This is a genomic window from Kitasatospora sp. NPDC057595 (genome assembly GCF_042800875.1).
Classification (GTDB): domain Bacteria; phylum Actinomycetota; class Actinomycetes; order Streptomycetales; family Streptomycetaceae; genus Kitasatospora.
In genome coordinates this window covers 345,930-361,072 of the sequence record NZ_JBHVGL010000003.1, presented here as the reverse complement: position 1 = coordinate 361,072, position 15,143 = coordinate 345,930, and the positions used below count along the sequence as shown (strand labels likewise).

The 15,143-nt window shown below is 74.4% G+C and carries 13 protein-coding genes; 5 read left to right on the top strand and 8 right to left on the bottom strand.

Annotated elements, in window-relative coordinates; translation table 11 throughout:
• The first annotated feature begins 145 nt into the window (after positions 1-145).
• Positions 146-751 (top strand): hypothetical protein, encoded by a 606-nt coding sequence (locus ACFU9E_RS07790; RefSeq protein WP_380682692.1) that lies wholly within the window; start codon positions 146-148, stop codon positions 749-751.
• A gap of 57 nt (positions 752-808) precedes the next feature.
• Here ACFU9E_RS07790 and ACFU9E_RS07785 read toward each other — a convergent pair whose 3' ends face one another.
• Positions 809-4,444, bottom strand: coding sequence for a hydantoinase B/oxoprolinase family protein (locus ACFU9E_RS07785; protein ID WP_380682693.1), 3,636 nt, complete (start codon positions 4,442-4,444; stop codon positions 809-811).
• A 117-nt stretch (positions 4,445-4,561) separates the two neighbouring features.
• Positions 4,562-5,197 (bottom strand): hypothetical protein, encoded by a 636-nt coding sequence (locus ACFU9E_RS07780; RefSeq protein ID WP_380682694.1) that lies wholly within the window; start codon positions 5,195-5,197, stop codon positions 4,562-4,564.
• 252 nt (positions 5,198-5,449) lie between these two features.
• On the opposite strand from ACFU9E_RS07780, the gene ACFU9E_RS07775 reads away from it, so the two are divergent.
• A complete protein-coding gene (locus ACFU9E_RS07775) occupies positions 5,450-6,670 on the top strand; it encodes a glycosyltransferase (protein ID WP_380682695.1) in 1,221 nt (406 codons plus the stop codon).
• Between the two features lie 75 nt (positions 6,671-6,745).
• On the opposite strand, the gene ACFU9E_RS07770 is transcribed toward ACFU9E_RS07775, so the two are convergent.
• The 6 genes from ACFU9E_RS07770 to ACFU9E_RS07745 all read right to left on the bottom strand — a co-directional run bounded on the left by ACFU9E_RS07770 (position 6,746) and on the right by ACFU9E_RS07745 (position 10,391).
• Positions 6,746-6,898 (bottom strand): hypothetical protein, encoded by a 153-nt coding sequence (locus ACFU9E_RS07770; RefSeq protein WP_350550125.1) that lies wholly within the window; start codon positions 6,896-6,898, stop codon positions 6,746-6,748.
• Between the two features lie 312 nt (positions 6,899-7,210).
• Positions 7,211-7,591: an ArsR/SmtB family transcription factor gene (locus tag ACFU9E_RS07765; protein ID WP_380682696.1), complete on the bottom strand. Its 381-nt coding sequence runs from the start codon at positions 7,589-7,591 to the stop codon at positions 7,211-7,213.
• Positions 7,592-7,670: 79 nt separating this feature from the next.
• A complete protein-coding gene (locus ACFU9E_RS07760; protein ID WP_380682697.1) occupies positions 7,671-8,018 on the bottom strand; it encodes a hypothetical protein in 348 nt (115 codons plus the stop codon).
• 137 nt (positions 8,019-8,155) lie between these two features.
• Positions 8,156-8,377, bottom strand: a complete 222-nt coding sequence (locus tag ACFU9E_RS07755) for a hypothetical protein (protein ID WP_380687389.1) — start codon at positions 8,375-8,377, stop codon at positions 8,156-8,158.
• Between the two features lie 200 nt (positions 8,378-8,577).
• Positions 8,578-9,402, bottom strand: a complete 825-nt coding sequence (locus ACFU9E_RS07750) for an ABC transporter permease (protein WP_380687400.1) — start codon at positions 9,400-9,402, stop codon at positions 8,578-8,580.
• Positions 9,403-9,416: 14 nt separating this feature from the next.
• Entirely contained in the window at positions 9,417-10,391 is a 975-nt protein-coding gene (locus tag ACFU9E_RS07745) for an ATP-binding cassette domain-containing protein (protein ID WP_380687391.1), read from the bottom strand.
• 119 nt (positions 10,392-10,510) lie between these two features.
• Between ACFU9E_RS07745 and ACFU9E_RS07740 the strand changes: the two genes are divergently transcribed.
• Genes ACFU9E_RS07740 through ACFU9E_RS07730 form a run of 3 tightly spaced genes read left to right on the top strand, consistent with a single transcriptional unit; the run spans position 10,511 to position 15,105 of the window.
• The gene (locus ACFU9E_RS07740; RefSeq protein ID WP_380687394.1) at positions 10,511-11,149 is read left to right on the top strand and encodes a PadR family transcriptional regulator; all 639 of its coding nucleotides are present in this window, start codon (positions 10,511-10,513) and stop codon (positions 11,147-11,149) included.
• Between the two features lie 57 nt (positions 11,150-11,206).
• Positions 11,207-14,176, top strand: a complete 2,970-nt coding sequence (locus ACFU9E_RS07735; protein WP_380687396.1) for a DEAD/DEAH box helicase — start codon at positions 11,207-11,209, stop codon at positions 14,174-14,176.
• Positions 14,173-15,105, top strand: a complete 933-nt coding sequence (locus ACFU9E_RS07730) for an SWIM zinc finger family protein (RefSeq protein ID WP_380687398.1) — start codon at positions 14,173-14,175, stop codon at positions 15,103-15,105. The genes ACFU9E_RS07735 and ACFU9E_RS07730 overlap by 4 nt, the downstream gene beginning before the upstream one ends.
• The last annotated feature ends 38 nt before the right edge of the window (positions 15,106-15,143 follow it).

Here is a 15,143-nt window from a genome sequence, read left to right as displayed (position 1 = left end):
TTCCATGGCACCACCATCGGTCCCTCCGCGCAGGGGCCGGAGGGCCCGGGCGGCGGGCCCGGCGGACCCTGGGACCGCGCCCGCCGCGCCGAAAGACTGGGGGCGACGCCGACGAACCGCACACCCCGCCCCGAGGAGGCGCGCCATGACCGCGCAGCAGCACCCGGCCGTGCACCCGCCGCTCCGCACCCGGCTCCGCCGCGCCTCCGGCCGGGACCACAACCCGCTGCGCCGCCCGGTCGATCGGGCCCGCAGCCGTCTGGTCCTCGCGCTGCCGCCCGTCCTCGCCGCGCTGCTCGTCCTGAGCGCGGCGCTCTCCGTGCTGGTGTACCGAGTCGAGGCCCGCGCCGAGCGGGAGACGGCGCGCCACCGGCACGCCGTCGTGGCGACGACCACCGGGCCGGCGGTGTCGGACTACCTCTGGTCCGGCAACGCCAGGGCGCACGCCCTCGCCCGGTGGAGCCACCCCGACGGACCGGGCGAGGGCACCATCCAGGTGACGGTCGGGACGGCCGCCGGAACGGCGGTGCCCATCTACCTGGACGACGCCGGCGTCCCGGCCGCCGGGGCCCGCGACACCACCGCGATCGCCACGGAGGCCGGACTCCTCGGTCTCGGCGCCGCGCTCGCTCTCGGCTCCTTCGTCCTGATCGGCTACACGGTGTGCCACCGCGCCCTGGACCGGCGGGCGGAGCGGAGCTGGGAGCCCGCCTGGGAGCGGGTGGAACCGCTCTGGACCCAGCGGCGGTGAGGTGACGGGGGAGTTCCCACGCCGGTGGAGTGTCCGCCGGGACCGTGCCGGCCGTGGTCATGGCCGTCTCCGGTCGCCTGCGCCCGTTCCCCGGGGTGCGGCCTCACCGGTCCCGGTGGTCCGGCCCCCGTCGTGCGGTCCGGGGAGCGGCCCGAACCCGCCGCCGCCGGGGGTGAGGATCTCCACGGCGTCACCGGCCGCGAGCTCGGCGCTGCCGCAGCCGGGCACCTCCTCCACGGTTCCGTCGTGGCGCAGCACGCGGTTGGCGCCGAGCGCGCCGGGAAGGCCGCCGGCGAGGCCGTACGGCGGGACGCGGCGGTGGCCGGAGAGGACGCTGATCGTCATCGCCTCGCGGAACCTCAGCCGCCGGAGCACGCCGTTGCCGCCGTGCCGGCGCCCGCCCCCGCCGCTGCCGGGGCGTACGGCGAACTCCTCGACGAGAACGGGGTACCGCCACTCCAGGACCTCCGGGTCGGTGAGGCGGGAGTTGGTCATGTGGGTCTGGACGGCGTCCGCCCCGTCGAAGGCCGGCCCGGCGCCGGAGCCGGAGGCGATGGTCTCGTAGTACTGGTGCTCCGCGTTGCCGAAGGTCAGATTGTTCATCGTGCCGGAGCCCTCGGCCTGGACGCCGAGCGCGCCGTAGAGCGCGCCGACGATGGCCTGCGAGGTCTCGACGTTGCCGGCGGCGACGGCGGCCGGGTACGCGGGGGCGAGCATCGAGCCGGGCGGCACGAGGATCCGCAGCGGGCGCAGGCAGCCGTCGTTGAGCGGGATGTCGTCGGCGACGAGGGTGCGGAAGACGTAGAGCACGGCGGCGGTGACGACGGCGGAGGGCGCGTTGAGGTTGCCCGCGAGCTGGGGGGACGTCCCGGCGAAGTCGATGGTGGCGCGGCGCTCCCGGCGGTCGACGCGCACCGAGACGGCGATCACGGCGCCGGAGTCGGTCCGGTAGCGGCAGCTGCCGTCGGTGAGGCCGTCGACGGCGCGCCGCACCGCCTGCTCGGCGTTGTCCTGGACGTGCCGCATGTAGGCCTGGACGACGTCGAGGCCGAAGTGCTCGATCATCGCGTTGACCTCGTCGACGCCCTTGCGGTTGGCGGCGATCTGGGCGCGCAGGTCCGCGAGGTTGGTGTCCGGGTCGCGGGAGGGGTGCGGCGGGTCGGTGAGCAGCCGCCGGGTCTCCCGCTCGCGCAGTCGTCCGTCCACCACCAGTGGCCAGTTGTCGAAGAGCACGCCCTCCTCGTGGATCTCACGGCTGTTGGCGGGCATCGAGCCGGGGGAGATGCCGCCGATCTCGGCGTGGTGGCCGCGGGAGGCGACGAGGAACAGGATGTCGCGGCCGTCCGGGTCGAAGACCGGGGTCACCACGGTGACGTCGGGCAGGTGGGTGCCGCCGTGGTACGGGTCGTTGACGGCGTAGGCGTCGCCCGGGCGCATCCGGGGACCCTGCCGGCGGAGGACCTCCTTGACGGTGGTGCCCATCGAGCCGAGGTGGACCGGGATGTGCGGGGCGTTGGCGACGAGGTTGCCGTCCGGGTCGAAGAGCGCGCAGGAGAAGTCCAGCCGCTCCTTGATGTTGACCGACTGCGCGGTGGACTCCAGCCGGGCGCCCATCTGCTGGGCGATGGCCATGAAGAGGTTGTTGAAGACCTCCAGCAGGACCGGGTCGGCGCGGGTCGGGACGCTCTCCTCGGCGGTGGCCCCGACCTGTTCGACCAGCAGGTGCCCGGCCGCGGTGACGGTCGCCCGCCACCCGGCGTCCACCACGGTGGTGGCGTTGGCCTCGGCGATCACCGCCGGGCCGGTGACGGTGTCCTGCGCCCGCATCGACTCGCGCTCCAGCAGCGGGACCCGGTGCCAGCGGCCGCCGGTGTACAGGGCGACGGTGACGGGCCCCGCCGGGGCCGGCGCGGGGGAGAGGGTGTCGAGCACGGGCCGCTCGGTCAGGCCGGTGCCTTCGACGGCGAGGGCCTCGACGGTGAGCGGGCGGTCCATCAGGAAGGAGTAGGTGGCCCGGTGCCGCTCCTCGAACTCGGCCCGCATGCCGGCCGGTTCGCCCAGCGGGACGCCGATGGTGCTGTCGGTGCCCTGGTAGCGCAGCCGGACCCGGTGGGTCAGCCGGATCCGCTCCCGGGGCACGCCCTGGTCGAGCAGTTCGTCGAGGGCCGCGCGCGCCAGCTCGTCGGCGAGGGCCCGTACGGCGCCCATCTCCTCCTCGGCCAGGGGCCGTTCGACGGCCCGCTCGCGCAGGACGGTGGTGTCGGCCAGGCCGATGCCGAGGGCGGACAGCACCCCGGCCATCGGCGGGACGAGCACGGTGCGCACGCCCAGTGCCTCGGCCACCGGACAGGCGACCTGGCCGCCCGCGCCGCCGAAGGTGGTCAGTGTGTACCGGGTGATGTCGTGGCCCTGCTGGACGGAGATGCGCTTGATCGCATTGGCGATGTTGCCGACCGCGATCCGCAGGAACCCGTCGGCCACCTCCTCGGCGGTGCGGTCGCCGATCTCCCCGGCCAGTTCGGCGAACCGGCGTTCGGTCGGGCCGCGGTCGAGCGGCCGGTCGCCGTCCGGTCCGAAGACCCGGGGGAAGTGCTCGGCCTGGATCCGGCCGAGCAGCAGGTTGGCGTCGGTGACGGTCAGCGGCCCGCCGTTGCGGTAGCAGGCGGGGCCGGGGAAGGCACCGGCCGAGTCCGGGCCGACCCGCAGGCGTTCACCGTCGAAGCGGAGCACCGAGCCGCCGCCCGCGGCGACGGTGTGGATCGCCAGCATCGGGGCCCGCAGCCGCACCCCGGCGACCTGGGTGGTCACCACCCGCTCGTACTCGCCCGCGAAGTGCGAGACGTCGGTGGAGGTGCCGCCCATGTCGAAGCCGATCACCCGCCCGTGGCCGGCGAGTTCCGACATCCGCACCATGCCGATGATGCCGCCGGCCGGGCCGGACAGGATCGCGTCCTTGCCCCGGAAGTGGCCGGCCTCGGCGAGCCCGCCGTTGGACTGCATGAACATCAGCCGGACACCGGCCAGTTGGTCCGCCACCTGGCCCACGTAGCGGCGCAGCCCCGGGTCGAGGTAGGCGTCGACCACCGCGGTGTCCCCGCGCGGCACCAGTTTCATCAGCGGGCTCGCCTCGCTGGACAGTGACACCTGGTCGAAGCCGAGCCGCTCGGCGAGCCGGCCGATCTCGCGCTCGTGGGCGGGGTGCAGACAGCTGTGCAGGCAGACCACGGCGACGGAGCGCAGGCCCGCGCGCCGGCAGTCGCGCAGCTCCTCCGCGAGCCGGTCGAGGTCGGGCGGGCGCAGTACCCGGCCGTCGGCGGCGATCCGCTCGTCCACCTCGACAACGCGGCTGTACAGCGGCTCGGGCAGCACGATCTCACGGGCGAAGATCAGCGGCCGGTTCTGGTAGCCGATCCGCAGCGCGTCCGCGAAGCCGCGCGTGATGACCAGGACGGTCGGCTCGCCGGTGCGCTCCAGCAGGGCGTTGGTGGCCACCGTGGTGCCCATCCGGACCGAGTCGATGTCCGCCCCGGGCGGCAGGAGGGCCCGGATCCCGGCCACGGCGGGGTCGCGGTCGAGCGCCGGGTCGTGGGAGAGCAGCTTGTGGGTGAGCAGACGGCCGTCCGGCGCCAGCGCGACCACGTCGGTGAAGGTCCCGCCCCGGTCCACCCAGAACTGCCAGCCCCTGGCTGCCATGACCGGTTCCCTCCGCCCTGCCGTGCGGCGTTCCGTGCGCGAGTGGCCCCGCGCACGAGTATCCGGCCGGGTGAACGGCCGGGGCAAACGGAACCGGCCGGGAGCGGCACCCGGCCCTCAGGGACCGGCCTGCGCGAAGAGCACGGCGTGGCGGGCGATCGCCCCGGCACGGTCGGCGCACTGCTGGTAGCAGCAGGCCAGCAGGACGAGGTCGGTGACGTCGACCGGGTCCGTCGCCTCCTCTCGGGAGTCCTCGCGGACGTCCTCGCGCAGCAGTAGCCCGTACAGCAGCCGCTGCCGCTGTCCGACCTCGTGCAGCTCGCTCAGCACGTCCGCGACGCCCTCGGCCGCCCCGGACCGCAGGACGCCGGCGGACCGTGCGACCAGGTCCAGCGCCGCACCGGCGAGCCCGCGCAGCGGGTCCCGCAGCCGCTCGACGAACGCCCCCCGCTCCTGGCGGGCCCACGCCGCCTCCAGCAACCGCCGGGTCAGCTGCGCGAGCGCCTCGACCTCGCACCCCACGTGGACGCCCACGACGACCCCGGCCCGCCCGCCGGGCGTCGCGGCGGCGTCCTCCTCGACCCGGGCCAGCAGCTCGCCCAGGGCCTTCTCCGCGATCGCGATCCCGTCCTCGCCGTCGTCCGGCTCCATGAGGACGGCCGTCACACCGCCGAGCGCGGTGTGCGCCAGTCCCACCAGCGCGGCGAGCTCGTCGACCAGCGCGCGGTGGCCGGCGTCTGCGCCATCGGACATCGCACTCACTCCCGTCGTCCCCGCTCGGCCGCTCCCGCGCCCGCCGGGGGCCGTCGTCGGACCCGCGCCCACGGCCGTCCCCGCCGGAGCCCGGGGGTGCTTCCATCGTCCCGTGGGACGGCTCCGTTGTCCTGGGGCGCGTCGCGTGGATCGGCCCGCGTCCGCGACGCGCCCCCGGCCGCGCGGCCCGCGCCCCTGCCGGCCGCCGGCCCGGGTTCCCGACGCACCGGCCCGGCATGGAGAATCACCCCCATGCGGATCCTGATCGTCACCACCGGTTCCCGCGGGGACGTCGCGCCGTTCACGGGCCTGGGCCGACGCCTGGCGGACGCCGGGCACCGGGTCGCCGTCGTCGCCCATCCGACCTTCGAGACGCTGATCGAGGGGTGCGGGCTGGAGTACCGGCCGCTGCCGGGGGACCCGGAGGAGCTGATCCGCGCCAGGGCCCGCGCGACGTCGCGGGAGGAGACCCGCGCGCTGATGACCGCCTTCGTGGACGGGCTCGCCGACGGTGTGGCGGACGCCGTGGCGGGCGGGGAGGACCTGCTGCTCACCGCCTTCGCCCCGTCGTCGCTCAGCCGGACGGCGGGGGAGGCCCACGGCGTGCCCGTCCTCGGCACGTACCTCACGCCGGCCTTCGCCACCACGGAGTTCCCGCTGCCCGGCCCCGGCGTCGCCGGGGACCTCGGGCCGGAGGAGAACCTGGCGGTCGGCCGGGAGCGGCTCCGGAGTGCGGAAGGGCTGTTCTCGGGTGCGGTGGCCCGGATGCGCGAGCGTCTCGGCCTGCCCGGCACGACGCCGCCGGAACCGCTCGGACACACCCGTCCGGTCGTCCACGGTTACAGTCCGCTGCTGCTGCCGCGCCCGGCGGACTGGCCGGCCCCGGTCGAGGTGGCGGGCTTCTGGTGGCCCGCCCGGCCGCTGGACTGGCAGCCTCCCGCTGAACTGGTCGACTTCCTCCAGGCCGGTCCGGCACCGGTGTTCGTCGGTTTCGGCAGCATGGCGCCGGGGGAGGGTGAGCGGCTCGGTGAGCTGGTGACGGAGGCGGTGCGTCGGGCGGGCGTGCGCGCGGTGGTCCAGGCCGGGTGGGCCGGGCTGAAGGCGGCGGGTGACGACGTTCTGTCCGTCGGGGACCTGCCGCACGACTGGCTGTTCCCGCGGACGGCCGCCGTCGTGCATCACGCCGGAGCGGGTACCACGGGCGCCGCGCTACGGGCCGGCGTTCCCGCCGTGCCGGTGCCGGTCATGGTCGACCAGCCGTTCTGGGCGGAACGGCTGCACCGGTTGGGAGTCGCCCCGGAGCCCGTGCCGTTCGCCGATCTCACCGCCGAGCGCCTCGCCGCCGCGATCACGGCGGCGCTGGCGGAGCCGGTCCGCCGAAGCGCGGCCGCCGTCGGTGCGCTGATGGCGGCCGAGGACGGTGCCGGTGCTGTGCTCTCCCACGTCGACCGGATCGACGGCTACCCCGGCTGACCTGCCGGTGCTCCCCGGGGAGAGCGGCGGTCGCGGTGGTGCGGCTTCCGGGTCGACGGCCTGCGGTCGCGGTGCTCAGCCGCCGAGGCGGGCGAGGAGCAGACGCGCCCGACGGGACTTGGCCTCGGCGCGGTTCTTCAGGTAGAGCGCGTGGGCGAGGCGGTGCTGCTCGGCCTCCCGCATCCGCTCGTTGATGATGGCCCGCGCGGTGTCGAGGTGGTAGTTCATGACGGTCTTTCCCCCTGCCGGTGGGAGGCCGCCGACGCCTTCAGCATCAGCCCCAAGGCCTCCTTACGCCTATGATTCTACATCAACCTTTGAACATCGCTCGCCAATTCCCAGCCGCGACGGGTTGTTCTCCTGCTGTTTGAAGGATCGTTGATTGGTGAGGACTGGGTGTGCCGGGCATGACCGACCGCCGTCCGGGAGTGCGGTGACGCGTCGCCAGGGGTGCCGTCCCCCGAGGAGGGCGTGGCGGCTCGGCCGCCCGGCCACCTGGCCGACAGCACGTCCGACCTGCCGGGCGGCCCGCCGACGGGGTCAGCCGTCGGACGCGGGGCCGGCGTCCGGGCGCAGGTCGTCGAGGAGTTCGGCGCGGTCGGTCAGCAGGGTGGCGAGGATGGACCTGGCGACGGTCAGGAGTTCGCCGATCTCGGGGCTGGTGAGCCGGTAGACGACGGAGGTGCCCTCGCGTCGGGAGGCCACGACGCCGGTGCGGCGCAGGATGGCGAGCTGCTGGGAGAGGTGCGCCGCCTCGACGCCGACCTCCGGGAGCAGTTCGGCGACGGCGTGCTCGCGTTCGCTGAGCAGTTCCAGGACGCGGATGCGCACGGGGTGGCCGAGGGTCTTGAAGAACTCGGCCTTGTGCTGGTAGAGCGGTGCGGCCGTGACGGAGGGCTGGCGCGGGGTGTCGGTGGTCATCGGATTCACCGCCCGCGTCGGGTGTCGGCTGGGCTGGGCATCATCGCTCCAGACTGTAGCAACGCCGCGAACCGCCTGGTCAGCGCGGGGTGAGGGCGGCCAGCGCGGTGTCGGTGTCGGGGAACAGCCGCAGCAGGCCCAGGCCGTGGGCGGTGGCGAGCAGGGGTGCGGCCCGCTCGCCGAGGCCGCACACGGCCAGCAGGCCGTGGTCGGGGCCGAGGCGGCCGGCGGCGTTGACGATCGCGGCCTCACCGTCGCCGTTCCAGCCCTGGAGCGCGGCGAGGTCGATGACGACGGCCCCGGAGCAGCGCGCGCCGGTCCAGTCGACGGCGCCGGTGAAGCGGTGCACCACGTTCTCGCCGAGGAACCCGGACAGCCTCATGATGCCGATGTCACCGGCGCGTTCGAGGTCCCACTGCATGTCCACCGCCACCCCTTCCACTCCGGTCCCGTTGTCTTACTTTCCAATATTAGCAACTGCTAAGATCTGCAATGCGACGGGTAGCCGGAAGCGCCTGCCGCCGATCGCCCGCCCCGGAGCCGACGCCGGGGCGGGCGATCCCGTCACGAGGGGGCGTCGGTGGCCCTTCCGGTCCAGTCCCCTTCCGCCTCGTCCGCGCCGTGCTCCACGGTGATGTCGTGCTGGGAGGCGATCCGCAGCAGGTGCGCCACCCGCCCCGCGTACGCCTGGAAGCCGTCCTCGTCGCCCGACTCCCTTGCCTGGTCCCGCAGTTGGCGGGCCTCGGCCAGCTGCTCACGCAGTTCCTCGTCGAACACGTCGCTCATCGTCGCCCTCCCCGGGGCGGCCGCCGCGGCGGCCGGTCGCACCGAACCTCTTGATAGAAGAATGCGGTATCTGCAAATGTGAAGAATTCTTCAACTTGTGATCGGCGCAAGTCAACCTCAGGGCGTGGCGCTCCGTGCTCGCCCGCCCGGTCCGCGGTGGGCCGGGAAGCCGGCCGCACCGCGGATCGAGGGAGCCTCCGCTAGCGGCTGAGGCCCCTGAAGCGGCTGACCGCGAGCGGGAGGAAGGTCGCGACCAGGGCCGTCGGCCACGCCACCGCGAGCAGTTCCGCGTTTGTCGCGGCCCAGGAGTCACCGGTCGCGCCCGGGTTGCCGAACAGGCCGCGCACCGCTGTGGCCGTCGCCGACATCGGGTTCCACTCCACGACCGCGCCCAGCCAGGACGGCATCGACTCCGGGGAGGCGATGGCGTTCGAGAGGAAGCCGACCGGCCAGACCAGGATCTGCACCGCCTGCACCAGCTCCGGCCGGCCCGCGACCATGGCCAGGTGGATGCCGATCCACACCATCGCGAACCGCAGCAGCAACAGCAGTCCCACCGCGCCCAGGAAGGAGGCGAAACCGCCGTGCCAGCGCCAGCCGATCGCGTAGCCGACCGCGATCATCGCGATCAGCCCGACCGTCGACTGCAGCATGTCCGCGACGCTGCGCCCGACCAGGACCGCACCGGACGCCATCGGCATCGAGCGGAACCGGTCGACGATCCCCTTGCCCAGGTCCTGGGTGACGGAGAGCATCGTGGCCTCCAGGCCGAAGGCCATCGTCATGGTGAGCATGCCGGGCACCAGGTAGTCCTTGAAGTCCCCCTCGACGCCCCGGCCGCCGCCGATCAGGTAGCGGAACATCAGCAGCATCATCACCGGGAAGACCAGCCCGACGACCACCTGCACGGGCTGCCGCGCCCAGTGGGCCAGCTCGCGCCTGGTCATCGTCCAGGAGTCGGCGGCGGCCCGGCGCAGACCCGCGCCCGTGCCGCCGGCGGTCGCCGTGCCGTGCGGCGCCTTCATGGTCCGGACCGTGCTCATTCCGCCTCCGCCTCCGCCTTCGTCAGGTCTGTCGGGCCCGTCAGGTGCAGGAAGACCTCGTCGAGCGTCGGCCGCCGCACCGCGATGTCCTCCGCCACGATTCCGGCCGACTCCAGGGCCCGTACGGTCTCCGTCAGCGCCGCCATCCGGTCGCCGACCGGGGCGCTGACCAGCCGGCGGTCCTCGTCCACGCTCGCCTCCCCGGGCAGCAGCGAGGCCGCCCTGGCGAGCTGGCCGGCGTCGTGCAGGACGACGTCGATCCGGTCGCCGCCCGTCCTGGTCTTCAGCTCGTCCGCCGTGCCCTGGGCGATGACCTTCCCGCGGTCGATCACCGCGATCCGGTCGGCCAGCTGATCGGCCTCCTCCAGGTACTGCGTGGTCAGCAGTACGGTCGTGCCGCCGTCGACCAGCGAGCGCACCGCGTTCCACACCTCCGTGCGGCCGCGCGGGTCGAGCCCGGTGGTGGGCTCGTCCAGGAAGAGCACCCGCGGCTCGGAGATGAGGGAGGCGGCCAGGTCGAGCCGCCGCCGCATCCCGCCGCTGTACCGCTTGACGGCCTTCGTTCCGGTGTCGGTGAGCCCGAACCGGGTGAGCAGCTCCTCGGCCCGGGCGGTCGCGCGGCGCGCGCCCAGGTGGTGGAGGCGGCCGAACATCTCCAGGTTCTGCCGGCCGCTCAGCTCCTCGTCGACGGCGGCGTACTGGCCCAGCAGTCCGATCCGCGCACGGACCTCGTCGGGGCGGGTCACGGCGTCGATCCCCGCCACCTCCACCCGGCCCTCGTCGGGGCGCAGCAGCGTGGACATGATGCGGACGGCCGTGGTCTTGCCGGCGCCGTTCGGCCCGAGGATCCCCTGGACGGTTCCCCCGCGGACGGTGAGATCGAGACCGTCGAGTGCCTGCTTGTCGCCGTACCTCTTCCGCAGTCCCTCGACCACGATCGTCGGGTCGTGGTCGGTCGAGTGGTCGGTCAAAGCGTTCCCCTCCGCCAGTAATCAAACTTGACTAGCTCGGGGAAGGTAGCCTGTTTCGCATGACTGGTCAAATTTGATTAGCCTGGGCTCCCACGAGCAGGATGAGGAAGGAGCCGCTCATGTCCGCGATCCGGCTACTGGTTCTCGGCGCGGTCCGTCAGCACGGACGCGCGCACGGCTACCAGGTGCGCAACGACCTGGAGTACTGGGGAGCCCACGAGTGGTCCACCGCCAAACCGGGCTCGATCTACCACGCGCTCAAGCAGATGGCGAAGCAGGGACTCCTCGTCGCGCACGAGGTCGCCCCGAGCGCCGTCGGCGGTCCGCCCCGGGTCGAGTACGAGATCACCGACGCGGGCACCGCGGAGTACCTCGGTCTGCTGCGCGAGGCCCTGACCTCGTACGACCAGAAGCGGGACATGCTCTCGGCCGCCCTCGGGTTCATCGTCGACCTGCCGCGGGCCGAGGCCGTCGCACTCCTCAAGGAGCGGATCGCGGGGCTCGAACGGTGGCGGGCCGAGGTCACCGAGTACTACGTGCCGCAGGACGGTCCCGAACAGCTCGGGCACATCGGCGAAATCATGAACATGTGGGTGCACTCGGCCGACAGCGAGGCGGAGTGGACCCACGGCCTGATCGGGCGGATCGAGGGCGGTGCCTACACCTTCGCGGGGGAGGGCGAACCGTTCGTGGGGGTGCTCACGGAGGGCGAGCCGAACCCGTACGCCACCGGGCCGCATCCCGAGGACCCTCACTAGGGGTGTCCACGCGCGGGCCGCGGAAGTTGACTCGACGACGAACCAGGGGCGGAACAGATGGCGTGGATGTCGCGTGAGCGGGCCGAGCTGCTGGCGCAGTGCGCGGTGGCCTTCGAGCCGGGCGATCCGGGGCGCACCGGAAGGCTCGTGTACCGGTACCCCGACGATCCGGCCGGTCCCGGTCCCGGTCCCGGTCCCGGCTCCGCCGCGGGGCCGCCCTTCGGTGAACCCGGTGAACCCGGTGAACCCGGTGAACCCGGCGAACCCGGCGAAGCCGAGCTGGTCACCGCCGACGGCGGCACCCTCGCGGTCCGCCGCCGCCCGGTCCTGCGCCTGACCGTCGCCGAGGCGCTGCCCGCCCTCACCCTGGCCCGCCGACTCCACACCGAGGCGGCCACCGACGGATCCACGGCGGCCGCCCCCAGCCCGTCCGCCGCCTACTGGGGCGCCGCCACCGCCCTCGGCCTGCACCTCGCCGCCCGCGAACGGCTGCTCCCCGGTGTCTCCGCCACCGGCTACGACACCTGGCGCGTCGGCCCGCTCGCCCCGGAGGACGTCCGGCGCATCCGCGAACTGGCCGCGGCGGCACCGGCCGAGGCGCTCGCGCTGCCCCTGCCCGTCCCGCCCGGCGGCCCGCTGCTGCTGCCCGACGCCACCGCCCTGCTCCGCTCCTTCGTCGACGCGGTCGCCGACACCCTGCCGCGCACCGCCGCCCCCGCCGCGACCGGCCGCCGGGCCTTCGCCGCCGTCGAACCCCAGCACGTCCCCCAGCTCCGCGCCTGGGCCGAGCAGCTCTCGGCCGGCCTCGACTCGGGCGTACGGCTGACGCTGCGCCTGGACCTGGTGCCCGCCGGCGAGGGCGAGCGGCCCGCCCTGCGCCTGGTGCCCCGGGTGTCCAGCCTGGCCGACCCGACCCTCGCCGTCGATGCCGACGAGCTGTTCGCCGCGGTCGGGACGGCCGGGTTCGGACCTCGCGCCCGGGCCGACACCGCGCTCGCCGTACGGCGGGCCGCCGAGGTCTGGCAGCCCCTCACCCGCCTGCTGCCGGTGCCCTCCGCCCTGGACCTCACCGACCGCGAGGTCCAGGACCTGCTCGGCGACACCGCCGACCGGCTCGCCGCCCACGGCGTCGAGCTGATCCGGCCCGAGGGCGCCGTCCGCTCCTTCACCACCCGTGCCGTCCTCGGCGGCGAGCGGACACCGCCCACCGACCTGCGGTCCTTCTTCGGCGGTGACGGCATGGTCGACCTGCGCCGGCGGCTCGAACTCGACGGGGAGACCCTCACCGAGCAGGAGACGGCCGAGGTCGCCGCCGCCGCCGTCGCCGACCGGCCGGTGGCCCGGCTGCGCGGCCAGTGGGTGCTCATCGACGCCGACACCGCCCGCAAGGCCCGCGAACGCGACCTCCGACCGCTCACCGCCGTCGAGGCGCTCGCCGCCGCCCTCACCGGGTACACCGAGATCGGCGGCACGCAGGTGCGGGTCGCGTCCAGCGCCTGGCTGCTCGCCCTGCGCCGACGCCTGGCCGAACCCGACGGCGGCACCGAAGCCGTCGAGCAGCCGGACGCGCTCGCGGCCACCCTGCGCGACTACCAGCTGCGCGGCCTGCGCTGGCTGGACCGCCTCACCTCGCTCGGTCTCGGCGGCTGCCTCGCCGACGACATGGGCCTGGGCAAGACCGTCCAGCTGATCGCACTGCACCTGCTGCGCCAGGAGCGCCCGGACAGCGCCGGCCCCACCCTCGTCGTCTGCCCCGCCTCGCTGTTGGGCAACTGGCAGCGCGAGGTCGCCAGGTTCGCCCCCGGCACGCCCGTGCGCCGCTACCACGGCCCCGACCGCACCCTGGAGGGCGCCGACTCGGGCTTCGTCCTGACCACCTACGGCACCATGCGCCTGGACGCCGGGCGGCTCGGCGCGCACCGCTGGAGCACGGTCGTCGCCGATGAGGCCCAGCACGTCAAGAACCCGCACTCCGACACCGCGAAGGCGCTGCGGCTGATCCCCGCCGGCGCCAGGATCGCCCTGACGGGCACGCCGGTCGAGAACAACCTCTCCGAGCTCTGGGCCGTCCTCGACTGGACCACCCCCGGGCTCCTCGGCGGACACGGCCGCTTCCGCAGCCGCTGGATCGCCGCGGTGGAGGCCGAACGCGCCGAACGCGCGCAGTCCGGACCGCCGCCGGGGGAGGAGGGGGAGTACGGCCCCACCGCACGGCGACTGGCCGAACTGGTCCGGCCGTTCCTGCTCCGCCGCAGGAAGTCGGACCCGGGCATCGCCCCCGAACTCCCGCCGAAGACCGAGACGGACCGCCCGGTCCCCCTCACCCCCGAGCAGCGGACCCTGTACGAGACCCAGGTCCGCGAGGTCATGGCACGGATCGAGGCCACCGAGGGCATCGCCCGGGGCGGACTGGTGCTCAAGCTGCTCACCGGTCTGAAGCAGATCTGCAACCACCCCGCGCAGTTCCTCAAGGAGGCGGACGGCGCCCGGCTGGCCGGCCGTTCCGGCAAGCTGGAACTGCTCGACGAACTGCTGGACACCATTCTCTCCGAGGGCGGAGCCGCCCTGGTGTTCACCCAGTACGTCACCATGGCACGGCTGTTGGAGGCGCATCTGCGCGAACGCGGCGTCCCCACCCTGCTGCTGCACGGCGGCACCCCGGTGGCACGCCGGGAGGAGATGGTCCGCCGGTTCCAGGACGGCGAGGTGCCCGTCTTCCTGCTGTCCCTCAAGGCCGCCGGCACCGGACTCAACCTCACCCGCGCCGACCACGTCGTGCACTACGACCGGTGGTGGAACCCGGCGGTGGAGGCCCAGGCCACCGACCGCGCCCACCGCATCGGGCAGTCGCGCCCCGTCCAGGTGCACCGGATGATCGCCGAGGGCACGGTCGAGGACCGCATCGCCGCGCTGCTCGAAGCGAAGAAGGGCCTGGCGGACGCCGTACTGGGCGCCGGGGAGCAGGCGCTGACGCGGCTGAGCAACGAAGAGCTGGCCCACCTGGTCGAACTGAGGAGTGCGGGATGAGCGGCGACGGGACGGGCGGGGACGGGACGGGCGGGGACGGGACGGTCGCGCGGGGCTTCCCGGCCTTCGCCGCACGCCGGGGCGGCCGGTCACGCGGCCGGTCCTGGTGGGGCAGGGCCTGGGCGGACGCGCTGGAGGACACCGCCCTGGACGAGGAGACGCTGAAGAAGGGCCGGGCCTACGCGCGGACCGGCCGGCTCGGGCCGATCACGGTCAGTCCCGGGCGCGTCTCCACCACCGGCCACGAGGACGGCGCCCCGTTCAGGACGCTGCTCACCCTGGAGGAACTCGACGAGGGCGACTGGGAGTCGCTCTGGGAGAAGGCCGCCGAACGGCCGGGCGTCATCGAGAAACTGCTCGCCGGTGAACTGCCGCCCGACCTGCTGGAGGCCGCCGAGGACGCCCGGGTCCGGCTGCTGCCCGGTTACGGCGACCTGGACGCGGAGTGCGACTGCGACGCCTTCGCCCACCCCTGCGAGCACGCGGCGGCGCTCTGCTACCAGGTGTCCTGGCTGCTGGACGAGGACACCGTGCTGCTGCTCCTGCTGCGGGGGCGCGGCCCGCGGGAGGCGCGGGAGGAAGCCCGGTCCGCCCTGCTGGTGCAGGCGATCGTCGGCGGATTCGGGAACGAGGACACCGACGGCGTCGACGCCGACGATGTGACGGAGGAGGTACGGGCCGACGCGGTGCGGCTGCCGGACGGCACGCCGGCCGAGGAGGTGTTCGGCCGCGAGCCGGCGGCGCTGCCCGAGCTGCCGCCGCTGCCCGGACCGCCCGTCCGGCAGGACGCCTCCGCGGGCGGCGTCGGGGCCGACCCGCTGGAGCGGCTGGTCGCCGACGCGGCCGTGCGCGCCCGTGAGCTGCTGGCCTTCACCCACGGTTCCACCGCCGAGCCGGCCGAGGTCCTCGCCGAGCTGCTCGACGGCTGAACCGCGGGGAAGGCATCCCGAGCGCCGGTCCGACGGTC

Bases quoted from the DNA above. Each gene is read 5' to 3' on its own strand.
- ACFU9E_RS07790 (WP_380682692.1), top strand. From the start codon at position 146: ATGACCGCGCAGCAGCACCCGGCCGTGCACCCGCCGCTCCGCACCCGG.
- ACFU9E_RS07785 (WP_380682693.1), bottom strand. From the start codon at position 4,444: ATGGCAGCCAGGGGCTGGCAGTTCTGGGTGGACCGGGGCGGGACCTTC.
- ACFU9E_RS07780 (WP_380682694.1), bottom strand. From the start codon at position 5,197: ATGTCCGATGGCGCAGACGCCGGCCACCGCGCGCTGGTCGACGAGCTC.
- ACFU9E_RS07775 (WP_380682695.1), top strand. From the start codon at position 5,450: ATGCGGATCCTGATCGTCACCACCGGTTCCCGCGGGGACGTCGCGCCG.
- ACFU9E_RS07770 (WP_350550125.1), bottom strand. From the start codon at position 6,898: ATGAACTACCACCTCGACACCGCGCGGGCCATCATCAACGAGCGGATG.
- ACFU9E_RS07765 (WP_380682696.1), bottom strand. From the start codon at position 7,591: ATGACCACCGACACCCCGCGCCAGCCCTCCGTCACGGCCGCACCGCTC.
- ACFU9E_RS07755 (WP_380687389.1), bottom strand. From the start codon at position 8,377: ATGAGCGACGTGTTCGACGAGGAACTGCGTGAGCAGCTGGCCGAGGCC.
- ACFU9E_RS07750 (WP_380687400.1), bottom strand. From the start codon at position 9,402: ATGAAGGCGCCGCACGGCACGGCGACCGCCGGCGGCACGGGCGCGGGT.
- ACFU9E_RS07740 (WP_380687394.1), top strand. From the start codon at position 10,511: ATGTCCGCGATCCGGCTACTGGTTCTCGGCGCGGTCCGTCAGCACGGA.
- ACFU9E_RS07735 (WP_380687396.1), top strand. From the start codon at position 11,207: ATGGCGTGGATGTCGCGTGAGCGGGCCGAGCTGCTGGCGCAGTGCGCG.
- ACFU9E_RS07730 (WP_380687398.1), top strand. From the start codon at position 14,173: ATGAGCGGCGACGGGACGGGCGGGGACGGGACGGGCGGGGACGGGACG.